23 protein-coding genes and 1 pseudogene are annotated in these 21,124 nt (G+C 63.1%); 10 read left to right on the forward strand and 14 right to left on the reverse strand.

Features of this window, described 5'->3' with window-relative positions; genetic code table 11:
- The 6 genes and pseudogenes from VF716_RS17050 to VF716_RS17075 form a co-directional block, all read left to right on the forward strand.
- A pseudogene (locus VF716_RS17050) lies at positions 1-330 on the forward strand (electron transport complex subunit RsxC); the annotation flags it as partial.
- Between the two features lie 107 nt (positions 331-437).
- Complete coding sequence (locus VF716_RS17055; RefSeq protein ID WP_011912391.1) at positions 438-1,466, forward strand: RnfABCDGE type electron transport complex subunit D; 1,029 nt, start codon at positions 438-440, stop codon at positions 1,464-1,466.
- Between the two features lies 1 nt (position 1,467).
- Positions 1,468-2,241 (forward strand): electron transport complex subunit RsxG, encoded by a 774-nt coding sequence (rsxG, locus tag VF716_RS17060; RefSeq protein WP_125841986.1) that lies wholly within the window; start codon positions 1,468-1,470, stop codon positions 2,239-2,241.
- On the forward strand, positions 2,238-2,951 hold the full coding sequence (locus VF716_RS17065; protein ID WP_013982063.1) for an electron transport complex subunit E: 714 nt from the start codon (positions 2,238-2,240) through the stop codon (positions 2,949-2,951). Before rsxG ends, VF716_RS17065 begins: the two co-directional genes overlap by 4 nt.
- 10 nt (positions 2,952-2,961) lie before the next feature.
- A complete protein-coding gene (nth, locus tag VF716_RS17070; RefSeq protein ID WP_017244341.1) occupies positions 2,962-3,600 on the forward strand; it encodes an endonuclease III in 639 nt (212 codons plus the stop codon).
- Between the two features lie 108 nt (positions 3,601-3,708).
- A complete protein-coding gene (locus tag VF716_RS17075; RefSeq protein WP_013982061.1) occupies positions 3,709-3,888 on the forward strand; it encodes a PA3496 family putative envelope integrity protein in 180 nt (59 codons plus the stop codon).
- 40 nt (positions 3,889-3,928) lie between these two features.
- On the opposite strand, the gene gloA is transcribed toward VF716_RS17075, so the two are convergent.
- The 3 genes from gloA to VF716_RS17090 all read right to left on the reverse strand — a co-directional run bounded on the left by gloA (position 3,929) and on the right by VF716_RS17090 (position 6,612).
- Positions 3,929-4,321 carry a lactoylglutathione lyase gene (gene gloA, locus VF716_RS17080; protein ID WP_011912386.1) on the reverse strand — a complete coding sequence of 131 codons (393 nt, stop codon included), beginning with the start codon at positions 4,319-4,321 and terminating at the stop codon, positions 3,929-3,931.
- 95 nt (positions 4,322-4,416) lie between these two features.
- Positions 4,417-5,634, reverse strand: a complete 1,218-nt coding sequence (locus tag VF716_RS17085) for an argininosuccinate synthase (protein ID WP_011912385.1) — start codon at positions 5,632-5,634, stop codon at positions 4,417-4,419.
- Positions 5,635-5,718: 84 nt separating this feature from the next.
- Positions 5,719-6,612: an OmpA family protein gene (locus tag VF716_RS17090; RefSeq protein WP_125841990.1), complete on the reverse strand. Its 894-nt coding sequence runs from the start codon at positions 6,610-6,612 to the stop codon at positions 5,719-5,721.
- A gap of 163 nt (positions 6,613-6,775) precedes the next feature.
- Between VF716_RS17090 and pyrC the strand changes: the two genes are divergently transcribed.
- Complete coding sequence (gene pyrC / locus VF716_RS17095) at positions 6,776-7,819, forward strand: dihydroorotase (protein ID WP_045633018.1); 1,044 nt, start codon at positions 6,776-6,778, stop codon at positions 7,817-7,819.
- Complete coding sequence (gene rnt, locus VF716_RS17100) at positions 7,816-8,490, forward strand: ribonuclease T (protein ID WP_013982057.1); 675 nt, start codon at positions 7,816-7,818, stop codon at positions 8,488-8,490. Before pyrC ends, rnt begins: the two co-directional genes overlap by 4 nt.
- Before the next feature lie 100 nt (positions 8,491-8,590).
- On the opposite strand, the gene thrC is transcribed toward rnt, so the two are convergent.
- The 10 genes from thrC to ffh form a co-directional block, all read right to left on the reverse strand.
- Positions 8,591-10,000: a threonine synthase gene (thrC, locus tag VF716_RS17105; protein ID WP_011912381.1), complete on the reverse strand. Its 1,410-nt coding sequence runs from the start codon at positions 9,998-10,000 to the stop codon at positions 8,591-8,593.
- 70 nt (positions 10,001-10,070) lie between these two features.
- Positions 10,071-11,375, reverse strand: a complete 1,305-nt coding sequence (locus VF716_RS17110) for a homoserine dehydrogenase (protein WP_013982055.1) — start codon at positions 11,373-11,375, stop codon at positions 10,071-10,073.
- A gap of 102 nt (positions 11,376-11,477) precedes the next feature.
- The gene (locus VF716_RS17115) at positions 11,478-11,966 is read right to left on the reverse strand and encodes a GFA family protein (protein ID WP_011912379.1); all 489 of its coding nucleotides are present in this window, start codon (positions 11,964-11,966) and stop codon (positions 11,478-11,480) included.
- 104 nt (positions 11,967-12,070) lie between these two features.
- Positions 12,071-12,799 (reverse strand): disulfide isomerase DsbC N-terminal domain-containing protein, encoded by a 729-nt coding sequence (locus VF716_RS17120; protein ID WP_011912378.1) that lies wholly within the window; start codon positions 12,797-12,799, stop codon positions 12,071-12,073.
- A gap of 146 nt (positions 12,800-12,945) precedes the next feature.
- Positions 12,946-13,842 carry a site-specific tyrosine recombinase XerD gene (gene xerD, locus VF716_RS17125; RefSeq protein ID WP_011912377.1) on the reverse strand — a complete coding sequence of 299 codons (897 nt, stop codon included), beginning with the start codon at positions 13,840-13,842 and terminating at the stop codon, positions 12,946-12,948.
- A 181-nt stretch (positions 13,843-14,023) separates the two neighbouring features.
- A complete protein-coding gene (rplS, locus tag VF716_RS17130) occupies positions 14,024-14,374 on the reverse strand; it encodes a 50S ribosomal protein L19 (RefSeq protein ID WP_079327383.1) in 351 nt (116 codons plus the stop codon).
- A gap of 44 nt (positions 14,375-14,418) precedes the next feature.
- Positions 14,419-15,171: a tRNA (guanosine(37)-N1)-methyltransferase TrmD gene (gene trmD, locus VF716_RS17135; RefSeq protein ID WP_125856708.1), complete on the reverse strand. Its 753-nt coding sequence runs from the start codon at positions 15,169-15,171 to the stop codon at positions 14,419-14,421.
- A 5-nt stretch (positions 15,172-15,176) separates the two neighbouring features.
- Entirely contained in the window at positions 15,177-15,713 is a 537-nt protein-coding gene (gene rimM, locus VF716_RS17140) for a ribosome maturation factor RimM (RefSeq protein WP_125856709.1), read from the reverse strand.
- A 5-nt stretch (positions 15,714-15,718) separates the two neighbouring features.
- Positions 15,719-15,970, reverse strand: coding sequence for a 30S ribosomal protein S16 (gene rpsP / locus VF716_RS17145; protein WP_011912373.1), 252 nt, complete (start codon positions 15,968-15,970; stop codon positions 15,719-15,721).
- A 194-nt stretch (positions 15,971-16,164) separates the two neighbouring features.
- Positions 16,165-17,541: a signal recognition particle protein gene (gene ffh / locus VF716_RS17150; RefSeq protein ID WP_013982050.1), complete on the reverse strand. Its 1,377-nt coding sequence runs from the start codon at positions 17,539-17,541 to the stop codon at positions 16,165-16,167.
- 247 nt (positions 17,542-17,788) lie between these two features.
- Here ffh and VF716_RS17155 point away from each other — a divergent pair, with 247 nt between their 5' ends.
- Complete coding sequence (locus VF716_RS17155) at positions 17,789-18,589, forward strand: cytochrome C assembly family protein (protein WP_013982049.1); 801 nt, start codon at positions 17,789-17,791, stop codon at positions 18,587-18,589.
- Between the two features lie 17 nt (positions 18,590-18,606).
- Positions 18,607-19,893 (forward strand): HlyC/CorC family transporter, encoded by a 1,287-nt coding sequence (locus VF716_RS17160; RefSeq protein WP_011912370.1) that lies wholly within the window; start codon positions 18,607-18,609, stop codon positions 19,891-19,893.
- Positions 19,894-19,921: 28 nt separating this feature from the next.
- On the opposite strand, the gene purT is transcribed toward VF716_RS17160, so the two are convergent.
- Positions 19,922-21,103 carry a formate-dependent phosphoribosylglycinamide formyltransferase gene (purT, locus tag VF716_RS17165; RefSeq protein WP_125841998.1) on the reverse strand — a complete coding sequence of 394 codons (1,182 nt, stop codon included), beginning with the start codon at positions 21,101-21,103 and terminating at the stop codon, positions 19,922-19,924.
- Positions 21,104-21,124 lie beyond the last annotated feature (21 nt).

The following is a 21,124-nucleotide window of genomic DNA, read 5'->3' on the forward strand; positions in this document are numbered from 1 at the left end:
TTGGCGATGAAGCGCGCCGAATTGAAGAAGGCCGAGAAGGCCGGCGCGCAAGAGGCGGAACTCAGCCGCCTGCGCGACGCGCTGCAGGCGGCCGAACAAGCCCTGCATGCGGCCGAAGACGCATCGCACAAGCCCGCTCCGGAATTGGTGCGTACCAGCAAGCCTGGTATCGATGAGCGCCAGCGCGAACTGAAGACCGAGGTCGCCTTCGCCCGCGCCGATCTGCGCAAGCTGGAGCGAGACGAACAGACCGAGCCAACGACACTGGAGGCCGCTCGCCTGCGACTCAGCGAAGCCGAACGGCAGCTGGCGGACTATCAGCAATCGTGAGAAATGACCGCTGCACCGGTGTGCTGGTGTAGTCGCTCGACAAGTCAGAGAGATTCGAGGAAGTGGCCCAGGCCACGCCCCAAGACAACGCCTTCACCGGAGAGCCAATGGCCCTGCCCCGCATCACCTCGCCCCACGCCAAGGGCGCCAACCGTACCCAGCGAGTCATGCTGCTGGTACTCGCGGCCACCCTGCCCGGCGTGGTCGTGCTGACCTGGCTCTACGGCGCCGGCACGCTGATCAACCTCGCCTGGGCATCGCTCGCTGCACTTGCCTTCGAAGCGGCGATTCTCCGCCTGCGGCAGCGGCCGGTGGGCTTCTTTCTGCGCGACGGCAGCGTGCTGGTCACCGCCGTGCTGCTGGCCTTGGCGCTGCCGCCCTATTCGCCCTGGTGGCTGACGCTGATCGCCACCGGCTGCGCTGTGGTGTTCGGCAAGCAGCTGTATGGCGGCCTGGGCCAGAATCCCTTCAACCCGGCGATGATCGGCTACGTGGTGGTACTTATCTCCTTCCCGGTGGAGATGACCACCTGGCCGGTGCCGCACAGTGTCGGGCTGAGCGCCGGTCTGCAGCATATCCTCGGTATCGCTTCGCTTCCCGACGGTTGGACCCAGGCCACCGCCCTGGATGTGCTCAAGGTGAACAAGAGCCTGACCATCGACGAACTCTGGCGCAATCCGGCCTTCGGCCACTTCGGCGGCATCGGCTCGGAAGTGGTGAACCTGGCGTTTCTTGCTGGCGGCCTGTTCCTGCTGCATAAGCGGCTGTTCAGCTGGCACGCGCCAGTCGGCATGCTCGGCGCGCTGATGCTGATGAGCCTGGTGTTCTGGAACGGCTCGGGTTCGGATAGCAACGGTTCGCCGCTGTTCCATCTGCTCAGCGGCGCCACCATGCTCGGCGCTTTCTTCATTGTCACCGACCCCGTCAGCAGCGCCACCAGCCCACGTGGACGCCTGATCTTCGGTGCTGGTGTCGGTGTGCTGGTATACGTCATCCGCGCCTGGGGCGGCTATCCGGACGGTGTCGCCTTTGGCGTGCTGTTGATGAACCTTGCCGCTCCCACCATCGATTACTACACCCGCCCGCGCACCTACGGCCATCGCAAGGCCGAGCGCGGCTTCAAGCTGGGCGAATGACATGATAGTTCCGGAAATCAGCCGTTCGATGCTGAAGAACGCCACGGTGCTGGGCTTGTTCGCCATCGTCACCGTGGGCGCGGTGACTCTGCTGCAACAGGGCACTGCCGAGCGCATCCAGGTCGCTGAACGCGCCGCCCAGGTACGTGCGCTGGGCGAGATCCTCCCGACTGGCAGCTATGACAACCATCTGCTCGATGACAGCGTGCTGGTTCAGGATCGCCTGCTTGGCAACCGAAGCCCGTTGCCCGCCTATATCGCCATCAAGGATGGGCGCCCCTCCGCAGTGATCCTCCAGGCCATCGCTCCGGACGGCTACAGCGGCGCCATTCATCTGCTGGTGGGCATCCATGCCGACGGCCGGGTGGCTGGCGTGCGAGTCATCGGCCACCGGGAAACACCCGGGCTGGGCGACAAGATCGAGCTCGCAAAGAGCCCCTGGATTCGAAGTTTCGACGGCAAGTCGCTAACGAACCCGGCAGCCGATGGCTGGGCGGTGAAGAAGGATCGCGGTGAGTTCGACCAGTTCGCGGGCGCCACCATCACACCGCGCGCGGTGGTCGGCGCAGTGCATCGTGCCTTGCAGTACTTCGATGCACACAAGGCCGAACTACTGGCAGCCGAAGGCGCGACGGCCGACGCGGCCGGGAACGCCCTGGAAGGCCGCAGCGAACCAGACGAAGCCACCGTGCATTCGCGGGCCGGCAGCGCCGCCACGCGCGACGAATTGCGCACCACCGAGCCGGCCGCCAAGCCGCAAGGGGATCAGCCATGAGCACACCCAGCTACCGCGAACTGACCGTCAACGGCCTGTGGAAGAACAATCCAGCGCTGGTGCAGCTGCTCGGTCTCTGCCCGCTGCTCGGCGTCAGCAACTCGGCGGTCAACGCCCTTGGTCTTGGCCTGGCGACCATGCTGGTACTGACCTGTTCGAATATCGGTGTCTCGCTGGTGCGAGGCGTGGTCAACACCGCGGTGCGCCTGCCGGCGTTCGTGATGATCATCGCCGCGCTGACCACCTGCATCGAGCTGCTGATGCAGGCCTTCACCTACGAGCTGTACCAGATCCTGGGCATCTTCATCCCGCTGATCACCACCAACTGCGTGATCCTCGGCCGCGCCGACGGCTTCGCTGCGAAGCACAATCCGCTGATCGCCGGCTTCGACGGCCTGGTGATGGGTATCGGCTTCTGTCTGGTGCTGGTGGTGCTGGGCGGTCTGCGCGAGCTGTTCGGCACCGGCGCGCTGTTCGCCAACATGCACCTGCTGTTCGGGCCGGTCGCCAGCGACTGGCAGATCACCCTGTTCAGCGACTACAAGGGCTTTCTGCTGGCCATCCTGCCGCCTGGCGCCTTCATTGTGCTCGGCCTGCTGATCGCCCTGAAGAACCGCATCGACCAGCACCTCGCCGAACGCGCCAGCGCCGCGCAGCCAGTCGCGCCTGCGGCCAGCCGCCGAGTGCGGGTGACCGGTGTGATCGAGTGAGTGCACCGCGATGAATGCCGAGAAACGCCGGGAAATCTTTCGCCGCTTTCATGAGGATAATCCGGAGCCGAAGACCGAGCTGGCCTACAGCACACCCTTCGAACTGCTGATCGCGGTGATCCTCTCGGCTCAGGCCACCGACGTCGGCGTGAACAAGGCCACCGCCAAGCTGTTCCCGGTGGCCAATACCCCGGAAGCCATCTATGCCCTCGGCTACGACGGCCTGTGCGAGTACATCCGCACCATCGGCCTGTACCCGAGCAAGGCGAAGAATGTCATCGAAACCTGCCGCATCCTGATCGAGCAGCATGGCAGCCAGGTGCCGGACAACCGCGAGGCACTGGAAGCGCTGCCAGGGGTGGGTCGCAAGACCGCCAACGTGGTACTGAACACCGCCTTCCGCCAGTTCACCATGGCGGTGGATACGCATATCTTCCGGGTCAGCAACCGCACCGGCATCGCGCCCGGCAAGAACGTGCTGGAGGTCGAGCGCAAGTTGATCCGCTTCGTGCCAAAGGAATATCTGCTGGACGCGCATCACTGGCTGATTCTGCATGGTCGCTATGTCTGCAAGGCGCGCAAACCACAGTGTGGCAGCTGCAGGATCGAAGACCTCTGCGAGTACAAGCACAAGACATCTGACGATTGAGCGGATAGCAGAAAAGCTCGCCCCATGATTGAAAAAAACTTTTTTACCGGCCCCGAATTTGCCGCTATAAGGTGCGCCAAGAGCGCCCCGTAGCCTTGGAGTGAACAAGTGGCCGAGAAAGAAGATATCCAGATCGAAGACGATTTCATCGCCGAAGATGACGACGAGAGCAGCGAAGCCCCTGTCGAGGTCGCCAAGACCAATCTGACCAAGCGCCGGATCATCGACAACCTGCTCGAGGAACGACGTCTGCAGAAAGAGTTGAACGACTTCGACTTCGATCTGTAAAAAGAAAAAGCCCCGAAAGGGGCTTTTTCATGCCTGCTGCTCAGTCGGCCCGCGTCGGCGATAGAAGCTCGATCTTGTAGCCGTCCGGGTCTTCGACGAAGGCCAGGATGCTGGAGCCATGCTTCATCGGCCCAGGCTCACGGGTGATCTTGCCACCACGTGCGCGGATGTCTTCGCAGGCCTTGTAGACATCTTCGACTTCCAGGGCGATATGCCCGTAGCCGTCGCCCAGCTCGTACTTTTCCACGCCCCAGTTGTGGGTCAGCTCGATCACGCTGTTATGCGCCTCGTCGCCGTAACCGACGAAGGCCAGGGTGAATTTACCGTCCGGATAATCCTTGCGGCGCAGCAGGGTCATGCCCAGCACTTCGGTGTAGAAGGCGATGGACTTCTCCATATCGCCGACACGCAGCATGGTATGCAGCAGTCTCATGATTCAGGTCTCCTCGTTCGGCAGCGCTTGTGGCAGTGCAGAAAGTACAACCCCGGCACATGGCCGGGGTCGGTTGGCTCAGGCGCGTCAGCTTATCAGAACTGGGTGCGGCCCTTGCCCGCGGCGATGCGCATGCGCAACGCATTGAGCTTGATGAAGCCGCCAGCGTCGGCCTGGTTGTAGGCGCCGCCGTCTTCTTCGAAGGTCGCGATGTTGGCATCGAACAGCGAATCGTCCGACTTGCGGCCGACCACGATGACGTTGCCCTTGTACAGCTTCAGGCGCACCACACCGTTCACGTTGACCTGGGAGGCGTCGATCATCTGCTGCAGCATGCTGCGCTCGGGGCTCCACCAGTAGCCGTTGTAGATCAGGCTGGCGTACTTGGGCATCAGCTCGTCCTTCAGGTGTGCCACTTCGCGGTCGAGGGTGATCGACTCGATGGCGCGGTGGGCCTTGAGCATGATGGTGCCGCCAGGGGTCTCGTAGCAGCCACGGGACTTCATGCCGACATAGCGGTTCTCGACGATGTCGAGGCGGCCGATGCCGTTCTCGCCACCGATACGGTTCAGCTCGGCCAGGACCTGAGCCGGCGTCATGTCCTTGCCGTCGATGGCGACGATGTCACCCTTGCGGTAGGTCAGCTCGATGTAGGTCGGGGTGTCCGGCGCCGCTTCCGGGGACTTGGTCCAGCGCCACATGTCCTCTTCGTGCTCGGTCCAGGTGTCTTCCAGCACGCCACCCTCGTAGGAGATGTGCAGCAGGTTGGCGTCCATGGAGTACGGCGACTTCTTCTTGCCGTGGCGCTCGATCGGGATGGCGTGCTTCTCGGCGTAGTCCATCAGCTTCTCGCGGGACAGCAGGTCCCACTCGCGCCACGGAGCGATTACCTTTACGCCGGGCTTGAGTGCATAGGCGCCCAGCTCGAAACGCACCTGGTCGTTGCCCTTGCCGGTCGCACCGTGGGAGATGGCATCGGCGCCGGTCTCGTTGGCGATCTCGATCAGTCGCTTGGCGATCAACGGACGGGCGATGGAGGTACCCAGCAGATACTCGCCTTCATAGACGGTGTTGGCACGGAACATCGGGAAGACGAAATCGCGGACGAACTCTTCGCGCAGGTCATCGATGTAGATTTCCTTGACGCCCAGGGCTTGAGCCTTGGCGCGGGCCGGCTCGACCTCCTCGCCCTGGCCGAGGTCGGCGGTGAAGGTCACCACTTCGCAGTTGTAGGTGTCTTGCAGCCACTTGAGAATCACCGAGGTGTCCAGGCCACCGGAATAGGCCAGAACTACCTTCTTAACGTCCGCCATGCCATCAGCTCCACGGGTTATACGGAAAACCTGCGATTCTACCGGTCGCGGGGCTGCTTTTACAGGGGCGCGGCGGTCGCGCGGTCAGGAAGATGGCGCCGCTGTTTCGGTCGAGTTCGCCGCGGCCGCTGCCTCGCGCTCCAGACGCAGGGTGACTCGCCGGTTCTTGGCCCGGTTGGCTTCGCTGCTGTTGGCCACCAGCGGATAGCGCTCGCCATGGAAGCGCACGGTGATCTGCTGCTCCGGCACGCCATTGGCGATCAGGTACTCCTGCACCGCCAGCGCCCGGCGTCTCGACAGATCACGATTGACCAGCCGATTGCCGCTGTTGTCGGAATGGCCGTCGAGCTGGATGCGATTCACGCTGGGATCGGCACGCAGGTACTGCAGGATGATGTCCAGCTTGGCACGCCCCAGCGCATCGAGCGCTACGTCGCTGCTGAGGAAGCCGATCTGCGATTGGCGCAGCTGATCGAAGTTGACCGGCAGCAATTTCGCCGTGCAGGCGCGGTAGTCTTCGTAGGCCTTGGCGAAACGCGCCGGCAGCAGGCGGATCTCCAGCGCATCGCCGCCATGCAGCGTGCGATGGCGCACCACCGGGCTACGACCTTCGAGCAACCCGCTGAGCAGCCGTCCGGCCTGCGCCTGGGTGCTGTTGAACGGGATATCGCCACCGCCCACCGACACAACCCCCAGATTGATATCGCTGCGTGAAGGCTGCCACGGCGCGGCAGCGGCCAGCAGCGTCGCCGAACCGGTACTCAGCCAGCGTTCCGGGGAATGCAGGCGGAAAATTGCCTGCTCGCCGGCCCGACGCACGAACTGGCCGCTGCCAAAACCGGCGATGGGCTGGATCAGCCGACACTCGAACTGATCGCCCTCCACCTGCCACTGCACCCGCTCCAGCCGAGTCTGGAATGTCAGGGCGTTGGCCGGTGAAGCGAGCAGGCACAACAGTACGAGGGGGCGCAGGCGCACGGTGGGCTCCGGGAGGATGCTGGTTCCATCTAGGTATCGGTGCCCGGTCAGCAAACTTGAGCGTTGGGTGGCGAGGGTCGACCGCCGCAGACGAAGGCAAGGTGCCCCGCCCGGGCTTTTCCGGTAGCATTCGCGCACGTTTCACCCGCCTGGAAAGCCCCGCATGTCCGACCGACTCACCCTGCTGCGCCCCGACGACTGGCACATCCACCTGCGCGACGGAGCCGCCCTGCCCCATACCGTCGCAGATGCGGCTCGCCAGTTCGCCCGCGCCATCATCATGCCGAACCTGGTGCCGCCGGTGCGCAATGCCGACGAGGCAGAGGCCTATCGCCAGCGCATTCTCGCGGCCCGCCCCGCGGGTAGTCGCTTCGAACCGCTGATGGTGCTCTACCTCACCGACAGTACAACTCCGGACGACATCCGCCGCGCCAAGGCCAGCGGCTTCGTCCACGCAGCCAAGCTCTACCCGGCGGGCGCCACCACCAACTCGGCCTCCGGCGTCACCGCCATCGACAATATCTTCGGCGTGCTGGAAACCATGGCCGAAGTCGGTCTGCCGCTGCTGGTGCACGGCGAAGTCACCCGCAGCGAGATCGACATTTTCGATCGCGAGAAGTACTTCATCGACGAGCAGCTGAGCCGCGTCACCGCTCGCTTCCCGACCCTGAAGGTGGTCTTCGAGCACATCACCACGCGTGATGCCGTGCAGTTCGTGCAGGCGGCCGGAGCCAACGTCGGCGCCACCATCACCGCGCACCATCTGCTCTACAACCGCAACCACATGCTGGTGGGCGGAATCCGCCCGCACCTGTTCTGTCTGCCGGTGCTCAAGCGCAACCTGCACCAGGAAGCCCTGCTGGACGCCGCCACCAGCGGCAGCCCGAAGTTCTTTCTCGGAACCGACTCGGCACCCCATGCGCAGCATGCCAAGGAAGCCGCCTGCGGCTGCGCCGGCTGCTACACCGCCTTCGCGGCCATCGAGCTGTATGCCGAAGCCTTCGAACAGCGCCAGGCGCTGGACAAGCTGGAACCCTTCGCCAGCCATTTCGGTCCTGATTTCTATGGCCTGCCGCGCAATACGGATGAGATCACGCTGGTGCGCACGGAGTGGGACGTCCCGGCCAGCCTGCCGTTCGGCGAACAGGTCGTGGTCCCGTTGCGCGCTGGCGAACGCCTGCACTGGCGCCTGGAGAGCAATGCATGAGCGAGGAACACTTCGAAGACGAACTCGAGGAGCACCTGCCCGGCAAGCCCCGCTCGCCCATGGCGCGGCGCTTCCGCGGCTTCCTGCCGGTGGTGATCGATGTCGAGTGCGGTGGATTCAACTGCGCGACCGATGCACTGCTGGAGATCGCCGCAGTGACCATCGGTATGGACGAACAGGGCCTGCTCTACCCGCAGGACACGCTGTTCTACCGGGTCGAGCCCTTCGCCGGCGCCAATATCGAACCGGCCGCGCTGGAGTTCACCGGCATCAAGCTCGATCACCCGTTGCGCATGGCGGTACCCGAACAGCAGGCGCTGACCGACATCTTCCGCAGCGTGCGCAAGGCGGTGAAGTCCGCCGGCTGCAAGCGTGCCATCCTGGTCGGGCATAACAGCAGCTTCGACCTGGGCTTCCTGAACGCTGCCATTGCCCGCTGCGAGATCAAGCGCAACCCCTTCCACCCCTTCTCCAGCTTCGATACCGCCACCCTCGCCGGCCTCGCCTACGGCCAGACCGTGCTGGCCAAGGCCTGCCAGGCCGCGGGCATCGATTTCGACGGTCGCGAGGCGCATTCGGCCCGCTACGACACCGAGAAGACCGCCGAGCTGTTCTGCGGGATCGTCAATCGCTGGAAGGAAATGGGCGGCTGGGAAGAGTTCGACGACTAGCACCGCCCGATGCCGATGTGCGAGGCGACGTTTGTCGCTCGCGCCACTCCAGAACGAAAAAGGCCAGTCACATGACTGGCCTTTTTTACATCACCGTCCCTTAGAGCGGCTTGCCGCGATTGCCGTGCTGGCCGACGAAGGCCTGCACCGCCTTGAGCTCGTTTGGCAACACCGTGCACCGCTCGCTGCGCTCGAACAGGTCGGCAAGGTGCGCCGGCAGCGCCAGCGCCTGACCGATACCGGCCTTCTCCACCGCATCCGGGAATTTCACCGGATGCGCGGTGCCCAGCGTGACCATCGGGATGCTCAGGCTACGACGGCATTCACGAGCGGCGTGCACGCCGATGGCGGTATGCGGATCGAGCACCTCACCGGTCTCCTTGAACACCCGGGCGATGGTCGCGCAGGTCTGCTCGTCGTCCACCGCCAGCGAATCGAAGAGTCGACGCGCTTCGGTCCAGCGATCCTCTTCCACTGAGAGCCTGCCGCTGGCGCGGAAGCCATCCAGCAGATCGGCTACGGCCTTGCCGTTGCGACCGTGCAGGTCGAACAGCAGGCGTTCGAAGTTGGACGACACCATGATGTCCATGGACGGCGACAGCGAGGGATGCAGCGTGTCCTTGTCGTAGTGATTGCCGGACATGAAACGGTGCAGGATGTCGTTGCGGTTTGTGGCAACGATCAGCTGATTGATCGGCAGCCCCATGTTGCGCGCCAGGTAGCCGGCGAAGATGTCACCGAAATTGCCGGTCGGGACCGAGAAGGCGACCGAACGCGCCGGGCCGCCCAGCTGCAGTGCGGCATGGAAGTAGTAGACGATCTGGGCCATGATCCGCGCCCAGTTGATCGAGTTGACTGCCACCAGGCGGGTGCCCTTGAGAAACCCCTGGTCGGCGAAGCTGGCCTTGACCATCTCCTGGCAGTCATCGAAATTGCCTTCGATGGCGATGTTGTGAATGTTGTCGCCGAGGATGGTGGTCATCTGCCGGCGCTGCACTTCCGACACGCGCTGGTGCGGGTGCAGGATGAAGATATCGACGTTCTCGCAACGGCGGCAGCCTTCGATGGCAGCCGAACCGGTGTCACCGGAGGTGGCTCCCATGATCACCACGCGCTCGCCACGCTTGGCCAGCACGTAGTCGAGCAGACGGCCGAGCAGCTGCAGGGCGAAATCCTTGAAGGCCAAGGTCGGACCGTGGAACAGCTCGAGCACCCACTCGTTGCCGTTCAGCTGGCGCAGCGGGGCAATGGCGCCATGGGCGAAAACGCCATAGGTCTCTTCCAGGATTTTCTTGAAGTCGGCATCCGGAATGCTGCCGGCAACGAATGGTCGCATGACCCGGAACGCCAGTTCGTGATACGGCAGGCCGGCCCAGGAAGCGATTTCCTCTACGGTGAAGCGCGGCAGGTTCTCCGGCACGTAGAGGCCGCCGTCGCTGGCCAGACCGGCCAGCAGCACATCTTCGAAATTCAGGGCCGGTGCCTGGCCGCGGGTGCTGATGTAGCGCATTTTTCTCAACCTTCGATTTGGGCCTGGACGCCTGAAGCCGCTGGGCCTCCCGGCGCTCGCTCGGCTCCTGTTAATTCAGCTGTTCGACGCGGATGCGTACGACCTTGTCCACGACGTCATCGAGCCGCTCGAGCGCGGCGATGGCGTCGTCAATGCGCTGCTCCACGACCCGATGGGTCACGAGGATCACCGGAACCAGGCCGTCCTGGACCTCGGCTTCCTTCTGCATGATCGACTCGATATTGATGCCGCGCTCGGAAAGGATGGTCGCCACCTGTGCCAGCACGCCCGGATGATCCTTGGCCTGGATACGCAGGTAATAAGCGCTTTCGCAGGCGGTGATCGGCAGGATCGGATGGTCGGACAGCGAGTCCGGCTGGAAGGCCAGGTGCGGCACCCGATTGTTCGGGTCGGTGGTCAGCGCACGAGTGACATCGACGACGTCAGCAACAACGGCCGAGGCAGTCGGCTCCATACCGGCTCCGGCGCCATAGTAGAGAGTACTGCCGACGGCATCGCCATTGACCATCACGGCGTTCATCACGCCATTGACATTGGCGATCAGGCGATCGGCCGGAATCAGCGTGGGATGCACGCGCAGCTCGATACCCGCCTCGGTGCGACGAGCGACGCCCAAGTGCTTGATGCGATAGCCCAGGGCCTCGGCGTAGTTCACATCGGCGGTGGTCAGGCGTGCAATGCCCTCGGTATAGGCCTTGTCGAACTGCAGCGGAATGCCGAAGGCGATGGATGCCAGGATGGTGAGTTTGTGGGCAGCATCGATGCCTTCCACGTCGAACGTCGGATCGGCCTCGGCATAGCCGAGCTCCTGGGCTTCCTTGAGCACGTCCTCGAAGGTGCGGCCCTTCTCTCGCATCTCGGTGAGAATGAAATTGCCGGTGCCGTTGATGATGCCCGCCAGCCAGTTGATGCGGTTGCCGGCAAGGCCTTCGCGAATCGCCTTGATCACCGGGATACCGCCAGCCACCGAAGCCTCGAACGCAACGATGACGCCCTTTTCGCGCGCCTTGGCGAAGATCTCGTTGCCGTGCACAGCGATCAGTGCCTTGTTCGCAGTGACCACATGCTTGCCATTCTCGATGGCCTTGAGCACCAGTTCCTTGGCTACCGTGTAGCCGCCGATCAGCTCGACAACGATGTCGATTTCCGGGTTGTTCACGATATCGAAGATGTCGGCGGTGATAGGGGTCGAACCGGTGTCGCACTTGGAATTAGGGTGACGAGTGGCAATCTGCGCAACCTCGATTCCACGCCCGGCACGGCGGGCAATCTCCTCGGCGTTGCGTTTGAGCACATTGAAGGTACCGCCACCGACGGTTCCCAGCCCACAGATGCCAACTTTCACCGGTTTCAAGCTGAACTCCCCATTCACAGCGAAACGACCGGACCTGCCGATCGACAAAAGAGTCGCACATTACGAAGGGAGCAGCTTTTAGTCAATCAGCCACGGCTAGCGCTACGGCCGTCCAAGCCCCAGTCGCTCATGCCACTGCGCGAGGGATTCGTCCGGGTACTCGGCGAAACAGCGGTCCCCGGCCTGTATATGGGGCTCGACCCAGCCAGCCTTTGAATCGAGCATCAGATGCGTATGCTCCGGCGGCACCGGCAAGTCGCTGTCGATGGCCGAGGCGAACGGATGCACCAGGTCCGGCCAGCTCGGGTCCCACAACCACAGTGCGCTACCACAAAGGCGGCAGAAATGCCGGCGCCCTTCGCTGACGCGCGTCCCGCCGTCCGCATCGGTCAGCCTCGCCCGATAGATGCCGAGATGTTCACGCCCATCGATCTGGAGCGTGCGATAGTCGCCACCCAGATTGATGGCGAAGCCGCCGCCACCTGCCGTCTTGCGGCAGATCGAGCAATAGCAGCGCATGAAAGGATAGGGCTGTGCGGATTCGAGCGTGAACCGCACGGCCTGACAGTGACAGGAACCTTCGAGCTTCATCGCGACCACCTTCGTTCAGTACCGAAGGGTTTGAACGCGGTCAGCTGCTCAGTTCCGCTGCCGATCGTCGGACCGGCGCAACCGGACCGATGGGCTGGGATCGATTACTTGGCCGCAGCGAGCGCCACCTCTGCAAGCTGCGCCGCTGGCTGGTAGCCGGGGATCATTTGACCGTTGGCGAGAATGATGGCCGGCGTACCCTGCACACCGATCATCTGCCCCAACTGGTATTGCTTGGCGATCGGGGTATCGCAACTGGCTGCCGGCAGTTCTTCACGAGCCTTGGCCTTGTTCATGGCATCCTGACGGTCCTTGGCGCACCACACACTGGTCAGGGTATTGGCACCGTGGCTGCCCATCCCCTGGCGCGGGAACGCCACATAGCGCACCTCCACACCGAGACGGTTGAGCTGAGGCACTTCGCTGTGCAGCTTCTGGCAATAGCCACAATCGGTATCGGTGAACACGGTGATATGGGTTTTCGGCGCCTTGGGTGCGAACACCACCATCTCACTCGCCGGAATGGCGTTGATCTGCTTGGCCACCGATCGGCTCTGCGCCTGCTCGGTCAGGTTGACCGCCTGCCCATCCTTGAACTGGTAGAGATAACCCTGAATGACAAACTGACCGTCGGCACTGGCATACAGCTGCCGCCCGCCTTCCAGCTGAACCTGATACACCCCCGGCATCGGGCTCTCGGCTACCGCCTCGATCGGCATGTCGGGCTGAATTTTCTGCAGGGATTGACGAATTGCCTGATCCGGATCGGCGGCCATTGCAACGGTGCTGACCAGACCAACTGTGGCGGCAGCGAACATACGAATCACGCCCATGGGAACTCCTGGCAGCGACGATCAAGGAAAGGCGCAAAGCCTACCATAGCCAAGTGCTGCAAACTGCCAGAGGCTTCACTACTGCGTGCGCGGGCAATCGTTCGATGCCCCCCTGCAGCACCAACCGAGCGGCCACTCATCGCTGGCTAGCCTCGCGGATGATGCGTCGCATGCAGTTCCTGCAGCCGCGCGCGTGCGATGTGCGTGTAGATCTGTGTCGTAGACAGGTCGCTGTGGCCAAGCAGCATTTGCACGGTACGCAAGTCCGCCCCATGGTTTAGCAGGTGCGTTGCGAATGCGTGGCGCAAGGTGTGGGGCGAAATGCCGGTCGCGATACCTGCGCCCCGGGCGTGCAGCTTGATACGGTGCCAGAAGGTCTGACGGGTCATCTGCTCGCCGCGCTGGCTCGGAAAAAGCACGTCACTGGGCCGACCTGCCAGCAGTTGATCTCGAGCATCCCGCTGGTAACGCTGCAGCCAGTGCAGCGCTTCTTCGCCGAGCGGAACCAGACGCTCCTTGTTGCCCTTGCCGAAGGTTCGCAACACGCCCTGGCGCATGCTCACCTGCTCCAAGGTCAGACTGATCAGCTCGGTGACCCGCAAGCCGCAGGCATAGAGCACCTCGAGCATTGCCCGATCCCGCAACCCAAGCGGATCACCCGTATCGGGCGCCGCCAGCAAGGCCTCCACGTCCGCTTCGGACAATGCCTTGGGTAGCGGCCGCCCCAGGCGGGGCAAGTCGACACGCAATGTCGGATCGAGCGAAATCTCACCCTCACGCAGCAGGTAGCGGTAGAAGCCGCGCAGCCCGGAAAGAAAGCGCGCCGTGGAGCGCGCCTTGTAGCCATTGTTCAGGCGCCAGGCGAGGTGATCGAGAATGACCTCCCGCCCCGCCGCCGCCAACCGAACGCCGCGCTCCTGCAACCAACCGTTGAATGAGGCGAGGTCGTTGCGATAGGCCTCCCGACTGTTATCGGCCAGCCCCTTTTCCAGCCAGAGGGCATCGAGGTAACGGTCTATTACGGGGTCGTCGAGCGTGGGCATGGCGGTACGAATCGGATCGGCCCCGACAGTGTTCCACAGCCGGCCGAGGCGGGCCAGGGTCTCGGCAAGCGCAACCCGGCCTGCGTCGACCGCCTGTAGTCACCGCAGCGCGATGCTTCGAGGCTGCAGAAACGAAAAAAGCAGCCCGAGGGCTGCTTTTTCGATTCGCGGAAAGGAGGTCTTAGACCAGCTTTTCCTTGATGCGGGCGGCCTTGCCGGACAGCGCGCGGAGGTAGTACAGCTTGGCCTTGCGCACGTCACCGCGACGCTTGACGCTGATGCTGTCAACCATGGGGCTGTAGCTCTGGAAGGTACGCTCGACGCCAACGCCGTTGGAGATCTTGCGAACGGTGAAAGCGCTGTTCAGGCCGCGGTTACGCTTACCGATTACCACGCCCTCGAAGGCCTGCAGACGCTGACGGTCGCCTTCCTTCACCTTCACCTGAACGATGACGGTATCGCCCGGCGCGAACGGCGGGATTTCTTTGTTCATCTGCTCGGCTTCGAGCTGCTGAATGATCTTGTTGGTCATGCTGTGTGCTCCTAAGGTCAACCCGCCGGGTTGCCATCGATACGTTAACTATCGTTCCGCTGACGGATGTATTCCGCCAGCAGCTTTTGTTCTTCTCCAGAAAGCGAGCGGCTATCCAGAAGATCAGCGCGTCGCTCCCAGGTCCGCCCAAGGGACTGCTGCAAGCGCCAACGCCGGATGTGTTCATGGTTGCCGCTGAGCAGCACCTCAGGAACACATTTACCCTCATACACCTCAGGACGCGTGTAATGCGGGCAGTCGAGCAGGCCGTCGGTAAACGAATCCTCCTCGGCGGAACCAGCATGCCCCAGGGCGCCCGGAAGCAACCTGGTCACGGCATCGATCAGCACCATTGCCGGCAGCTCGCCGCCGGACAGCACGTAGTCACCGATCGACCATTCCTCATCCACGTGCGCTTCGATGAAGCGCTCGTCGATACCTTCGTAACGACCGGCAATGAGGATCAACGCCTCCTCATTCGCCAGTTCGCGAACGTCGGCCTGTTTCAGCTGACGCCCTTGCGGCGACAGGTAGATGACCTTCGCCTTCCCGCCCGCGGCACGCTTGGCATCAGCCAGCGCCAGCTCGAGCGGCTTGATCTTCATCACCATGCCGGGGCCACCGCCGAACGGGCGGTCATCCACCGTCTGATGACGGTCCTCGGTGTAGCTCCTGGGATTCCAGCAATTCAACTGGAGCAACCCCTGCTTCACCGCACGACTGCTAATCCCATATTCGCTGATGGCTGCGAACATACCCGGGAACAGGCTGATGACCTCGACGCGCAACCCGGCCATGCCGTTCAGAAATCCGCGTCCCAGTCGACCTGCATCTCGCCCGAATCCAGGTCCACTTTCAAGACACAGTGATCCGTATAGGGCAGCAGTCGCTCGCGATCATCCAGACTTCCGGCGCAAGGCTTTACGACCAGAACATCATTGGCTCCGGTCTCGAGCAGGTGATCGACCTGACCGAGCAACTGCCCGGCCTGATTGAGCACCTTCAAACTCTGAAGCTGGTACCAGTAGTATTCGCCGTCATCCAGCGCGGGCAGTTCGCTGCGTGGAACGCAGATCTCGAAGTCGGCGTACGTACGCGCCACCTCGCGATCGGTCAGTCCTTTCAGCGAAGCCACCAGGATCTTGCCCTGGAGGCGCCCTTTGACCAACTCGACCTGCCTGACCTCATCACCTCGCCTCAGCGTCCAGCGACGATAGTCCAGCAGGTTGTCGATTGGATCGGTGAAGGAATAGACCTTCACGTCACCGCGCACGCCATGCACCGAAACGATCTTGCCGATGACGACCAGCTCATCGCTCGGGGCGGACATTGCGCTCATAGGGTTCAGGCAGCGGCCTTGGCAGCTTCCTTCAGCAGCTGAGCAACGCGCTCAGACGGCTGTGCGCCCTGGCTCAGCCAGTAAGCAGCGCGCTCCTGATTCACAGAGAGCTTCACTTCCGCACCAGTGGCGATCGGATTGAAGAAACCGATGCGCTCGACGAAGCGACCATCACGCGGATTGCGGCTGTTGGTCACGGTCAGGTGGTAGAAAGGGCGCTTCTTGGAGCCGCCACGGGCGAGACGAATAGTTACCATGTGAACATCGTTCCTGTAGTCGGTGCTAACTTAAGGCACACACTTAAAATGGGCCTAGGCCCGAAAGGCCGCACATTTTAAGGAATGCTGGGGATTTTGCAAACTCTTTTGCTAGAGGCGCGCAGCCGTCCAGCGCGCCGGACACAGGCGCGCGCCCGTCCTGGCGCCAAACCTGTGCAATCGCAGCCGCGGGACTAGAACTTGGGCATCCCGCCACCCGGGAACATGCCGCCCATACCGCGCATCATCTTGGCCATGCCACCCTTGCCGGTGACCTTCTTCATCATCTTCTGCATCTGCTTGTGCTGCTTGATCAACCGCCCGATATCCTGCACCTGGGTGCCTGAGCCCATGGCGATACGCCGCTTGCGCGAGCCGCTGATGATATCGGGGTTGCGTCGCTCGGCTGGCGTCATCGAATTGATGATCGCCTCCATCTGCTTGAACTGCTTTTCCGCCGCGCCTTGCGCGTGCCCCATCTGCGACAGGTTGACGCCACCGATGGAGGGCAGCTTGTCCATCAGGCCGCCAAGACCGCCCATATTCTTCATCTGCTGCAGTTGATCGCGGAAGTCTTCGAGATCGAAGCCCTTGCCCTTCTTCAGCTTCTTGGTGAGCTTCTCGGCCTTTTCACGGTCGAGGGTCTGTTCGGCCTGCTCGATAAGGCTGAGCACGTCGCCCATACCAAGGATACGGGAGGCGATTCGGTCCGGATGGAAGGGCTCCAGCGCATCGCTCTTCTCACCCATGCCGAGGAACTTGATCGGCTTGCCGGTGACATGCCGCACCGAAAGCGCCGCACCACCCCGGGCGTCGCCATCGACCTTGGTCAGCACCACGCCGGTCAGAGGCAGTGCATCGCCGAACGCACGGGCGGTGTTCGCCGCATCCTGACCGGTCATGGCGTCGACCACGAACAGCGTTTCCGCCGGCTTGATCGCCGCGTGAACAGCCTGAATCTCGGCCATCATCTCGGCGTCGATCGCCAGCCGACCAGCGGTATCGACCAGTACCACGTCAATGAACTTGAGCTTGGCTTCGCGGATCGCGGCCTGAGCGATATCCACCGGTTTCTGGCTGGTGTCGGAGGGGAAGAAGGTCACGCCGACTTCGCCGGCCAGCGTCTCGAGCTGCTTGATAGCCGCTGGACGATAAACGTCGGCAGACACTACCAGCACCGTTTTCTTCTTGCGCTCCTTGAGGAAGCGCGCCAGCTTGCCCACGGTCGTGGTCTTACCCGCACCCTGCAGGCCCGCCATCAGCACCACGGCCGGAGGCGTGACATTGAGCGCCAGATCCTCGTTGGCGGCGCCCATCAGCTCTTCCAGCTCGGCGCGAACGATCTTCACGAACGCCTGGCCCGGGGTCAGGCTCTTCGACACCTCGGTACCAACCGCGCGCTCCTTGACCCGATTGACGAAATCCTTCACCACCGGCAGCGCGACGTCGGCCTCGAGCAGCGCCATCCGCACTTCACGAAGGGTGTCCTTGATATTGTCCTCGGTCAGCTTGGCCTTGCCGGTGACATGACGAAGCGTTTGAGAGAGACGATCGGTTAGGTTTTCGAACATGAGCCATTCCACGCTGGATGTGCTGAGGGGCGCGATTATAGAAGGTGCGGACGCCCCGCCGGTACCCCGCACACGTCGCTTTTCTCAGCAGACGCGATCCATGCCGCCGATCCGCCCTGCTGAAGGTGCGGCGACAGCGGCCCCACACGAAGCAGTTCCCACCACGAGCCGCGTAACCTTGCCGCAGCTTTTGTGCCTCGGGCGTTTGTGCCACACTCACGACCTTTCGAGCCCGTTAGCGGAACCTATGCACCCTCTGTTACCCAGCCTTGCCGCCGCCATTCTCTACGCCGGCGTCACGGGTTACCAAAGCTTGCGACTGGCACAACGCACCGTGCCGGACAAACGCCTGCTGCTGGCCGTGGGCCTGCTCGCATTGCTTGCCCACGGGGTCAGCCTCTTCATTCAGCTGCTGTCGCCCAGCGGCCTGCACCTGGACTTCTTCAACGCATCGAGCCTGATCGCCGCCGCCGTCATCCTGCTGATACTGCTGGCGCTGTACCGCATGCCCGTGGAAAACCTGCTGCTGCTTCTGTTTCCCCTAGGCTGCCTGACGGTGCTCTTCGCAGAATTCGCCCCATCCGGCACCGCACCGGCGATCACCGAGGAGCCGGGCATCCTCGCGCATATCCTGCTGTCGATCCTGGCCTACGGCATGCTAACCATTGCGGTGTTCCAGGCGCTGCTGCTGTTGCTGCAGGACCACCACCTCAAGCACAAGCACCCTTCGGGGCTGATCCGCAACTTCCCGCCGTTGCAGACCATGGAAAGCCTGCTGTTCGGCTTCCTCTGGGCAGGCTGGGCACTGCTCTCCGCATCGCTGCTGTCGGGCTGGCTGTTCCTCGATGACCTTTTCGCCCAGCATCTGGTCCACAAGACACTGCTCTCGGTGGTCGCCTGGGTCGTATTTGGCTTGCTGCTGTGGGGCCGGCACCAACTCGGCTGGCGCGGTTACAAGGCCATCCGCTGGACGCTGGCTGGTTTCTGCCTGCTGATGCTGGCGTACTTCGGCAGCAAGCTGGTCCGCGAATTCATCCTGCATATCTGAAGCGAACAGGCTAACTCGTGGAAAATCTACACCCCGGCTTTCTCGTCGGCCTGCTGGTCTTTCTGCTGCTGTGCTCGGCGTTCTTCTCCAGCTCCGAGACCGGCATGCTCAGCCTCAATCGCTACCGCCTCAGACATCAGGCCAAGGAGGGCCATCGTGGCGCCCGCCGTGCCAGCGAACTGCTGGCGCACCCCGACCGCCTGCTGGGCACCATTCTGGTCGGCAACAACTTCGTCAACATCCTTGCTTCATCCATTGCCACGGTGCTGGCGATGCAGCTGTGGGGCGAAGCAGGCATCGCCATCGCAACCATCGGCCTGACGATCATCCTGCTGATATTCGGCGAGATCACACCCAAGACGCTGGCGGCGCTGCGCCCGGAGATCATCGCCTACCCGGTCAGTCTGCCATTGAAGATGCTGCAGAAGGTGCTCTACCCCCTGGTCGCCATGCTCAGCTGGGTGAGCAACGGCCTGCTCGGGTTGCTCGGCGTCGACCTGTCCAACAAGGGCAATGACAGCCTGTCCACCGAGGAGCTGCGCAGCGTGGTGCGCGAATCGGGTAGCGACCTGCCCCTCAATCGCCAGAGCATGCTGCTGGGCATTCTCGACCTGGAACGAGTGACGGTCGACGACATCATGATTCCGCGCAACGAGGTCGCCGGTATCGACCTCGATGACGATCTGGAAGCGATCATCAGCCAATTGCGCACCACTCCGCACACGCGTCTGCCGGTGTTCCGCAACGACATCAACCAGATCGAGGGCATCGTCCACATGCGACAGATCGCCCGCCTGCTCAGTCACGACCAGCTGACCAAGGAAAGCCTGCTTGCCGCGTGTACCGAGCCCTACTTCGTGCCGGAAAACACGCCGCTTTCCACCCAGCTGCTGAACTTCCAGAAACAGAAGCGCAGGATCGGCATCGTCGTGGACGAGTACGGCGACGTTCGCGGCGTCGTCACGCTCGAGGACATTCTCGAAGAGATCGTCGGCGAATTCAGCAATCAGGATACCCTGCGCAGCCCCGACATCCACCCGCAGGAAGACGGCACGCTGGTCATCGATGGCGCGGCCTATATCCGCGAGGTGAACCGTGCGCTGGACTGGCACCTCCCCTGCGACGGGCCCAAGACGCTCAACGGGCTGATCACCGAGGCCCTGGAGCATATCCCCGATAGCGGCATCTGCCTGCAGATCGGCAACTATCGCCTGGAGATCCTCCAGGCGGCCGACAATCGGGTAAAAAGCGTGCGTGCCTGGACCGTGAGCGCGACGCCATCGACTGAGCAGCAAGTGGGCTAGAGCCGGCCCGAAGCCGGCTCCGCTGCACTCAGAGCTCGATCTTCACCGCTGCCGCGGCGCGTAGCGCCTTCTGCCGCGCAGCATCGATGGAAATGTCTCGTGCCAGCGCCACGCCCATGCGCCGCTGACCGCTGACGCCAGGCTTGCCGAACAGGCGCAGCGCGGTATCGGGCTCGGCCAGCACTTCCGCGAGGTTGCCAAAGCTCACCTGAGTCGACTCCCCCTCCACCAGCACCACGGCCGACGCCGCAGGCCCCAGCTGGCGAATGACCGGAATCGGCAGGCCAAGGATGGCCCGCGCATGCAAGGCGAACTCCGATAGATCCTGCGAGACCAGCGTGACCAGACCGGTGTCGTGCGGCCGCGGCGATATCTCGCAGAACCAGACCTGCTCGCCCTTGACGAACAGTTCGACCCCGAAGATGCCACGCCCGCCCAGCGCATCGGTGACCGCCAGCGCGATGCGCTTCGCCTCGGCCAGCGCCGCCGGTGCCATGGGCTGCGGCTGCCAGGATTCCTGATAGTCGCCTTTCTCCTGGCGATGCCCTACCGGCTCGCAGAAGCTGGTTCCGCCGGCATGACGCACCGTCAACAGAGTGATCTCGTAATCGAAATCGATGAAGCCTTCGACGATGACCCGCCCGCGACCGGCGCGGCCACCGGCCTGCGCATATTCCCAGGCCGCATCGATGTCCGCGTCGCTGCGCAGCACCGACTGCCCCTTGCCAGAGGAACTCATTACCGGCTTGACCAGGCACGGGAAGCCCAGCGCCATGGCGGCGGCGCGGCACTCGTCCAGCGTGTCGGCAAAGCGATAGGGTGAGGTCGGCAACCCCAGCTCCTCAGCAGCCAGGCGGCGGATGCCTTCGCGATTCATGGTCAGTTGGGCAGCCCTGGCGGTCGGGATCACCGTATAGCCTTCACGCTCCAGCTCGACGAGGGTCGCAGTGGCGATCGCCTCGATCTCCGGCACGATGTAGTGCGGGCGCTCCTGCTCGATGACGGCACGCAGCGCGGCGCCGTCGAGCATGTCGAGCACATGGCTGCGGTGCGCCACCTGCATGGCCGGCGCGTTGGCATAACGGTCCACGGCGATCACTTCGACGCCGAGGCGCTGCAGCTCGATGACCAGTTCCTTGCCCAACTCGCCGCAGCCGCAGAGCAGGATACGGGTCGCACTGGGCGACAGCGGAGTGCCTATTCTTGGCATGGGATTCCTCGTTACGGTTGA

The organism is Stutzerimonas sp. Brlt_14, assembly GCF_051948915.1.
Taxonomy (GTDB): Bacteria; Pseudomonadota; Gammaproteobacteria; order Pseudomonadales; family Pseudomonadaceae; genus Stutzerimonas; species Stutzerimonas stutzeri.

Bases quoted from the DNA above. Each gene is read 5' to 3' on its own strand.
- VF716_RS17055 (WP_011912391.1), top strand. From the start codon at position 438: ATGGCCCTGCCCCGCATCACCTCGCCCCACGCCAAGGGCGCCAACCGT.
- rsxG (WP_125841986.1), top strand. From the start codon at position 1,468: ATGATAGTTCCGGAAATCAGCCGTTCGATGCTGAAGAACGCCACGGTG.
- VF716_RS17065 (WP_013982063.1), top strand. From the start codon at position 2,238: ATGAGCACACCCAGCTACCGCGAACTGACCGTCAACGGCCTGTGGAAG.
- nth (WP_017244341.1), top strand. From the start codon at position 2,962: ATGAATGCCGAGAAACGCCGGGAAATCTTTCGCCGCTTTCATGAGGAT.
- gloA (WP_011912386.1), bottom strand. From the start codon at position 4,321: ATGAGACTGCTGCATACCATGCTGCGTGTCGGCGATATGGAGAAGTCC.
- VF716_RS17085 (WP_011912385.1), bottom strand. From the start codon at position 5,634: ATGGCGGACGTTAAGAAGGTAGTTCTGGCCTATTCCGGTGGCCTGGAC.
- pyrC (WP_045633018.1), top strand. From the start codon at position 6,776: ATGTCCGACCGACTCACCCTGCTGCGCCCCGACGACTGGCACATCCAC.
- rnt (WP_013982057.1), top strand. From the start codon at position 7,816: ATGAGCGAGGAACACTTCGAAGACGAACTCGAGGAGCACCTGCCCGGC.
- thrC (WP_011912381.1), bottom strand. From the start codon at position 10,000: ATGCGCTACATCAGCACCCGCGGCCAGGCACCGGCCCTGAATTTCGAA.
- VF716_RS17115 (WP_011912379.1), bottom strand. From the start codon at position 11,966: ATGAAGCTCGAAGGTTCCTGTCACTGTCAGGCCGTGCGGTTCACGCTC.
- VF716_RS17120 (WP_011912378.1), bottom strand. From the start codon at position 12,799: ATGGGCGTGATTCGTATGTTCGCTGCCGCCACAGTTGGTCTGGTCAGC.
- xerD (WP_011912377.1), bottom strand. From the start codon at position 13,842: ATGCCCACGCTCGACGACCCCGTAATAGACCGTTACCTCGATGCCCTC.
- rplS (WP_079327383.1), bottom strand. From the start codon at position 14,374: ATGACCAACAAGATCATTCAGCAGCTCGAAGCCGAGCAGATGAACAAA.
- trmD (WP_125856708.1), bottom strand. From the start codon at position 15,171: ATGGCCGGGTTGCGCGTCGAGGTCATCAGCCTGTTCCCGGGTATGTTC.
- rimM (WP_125856709.1), bottom strand. From the start codon at position 15,713: ATGAGCGCAATGTCCGCCCCGAGCGATGAGCTGGTCGTCATCGGCAAG.
- rpsP (WP_011912373.1), bottom strand. From the start codon at position 15,970: ATGGTAACTATTCGTCTCGCCCGTGGCGGCTCCAAGAAGCGCCCTTTC.
- ffh (WP_013982050.1), bottom strand. From the start codon at position 17,541: ATGTTCGAAAACCTAACCGATCGTCTCTCTCAAACGCTTCGTCATGTC.
- VF716_RS17155 (WP_013982049.1), top strand. From the start codon at position 17,789: ATGCACCCTCTGTTACCCAGCCTTGCCGCCGCCATTCTCTACGCCGGC.
- purT (WP_125841998.1), bottom strand. From the start codon at position 21,103: ATGCCAAGAATAGGCACTCCGCTGTCGCCCAGTGCGACCCGTATCCTG.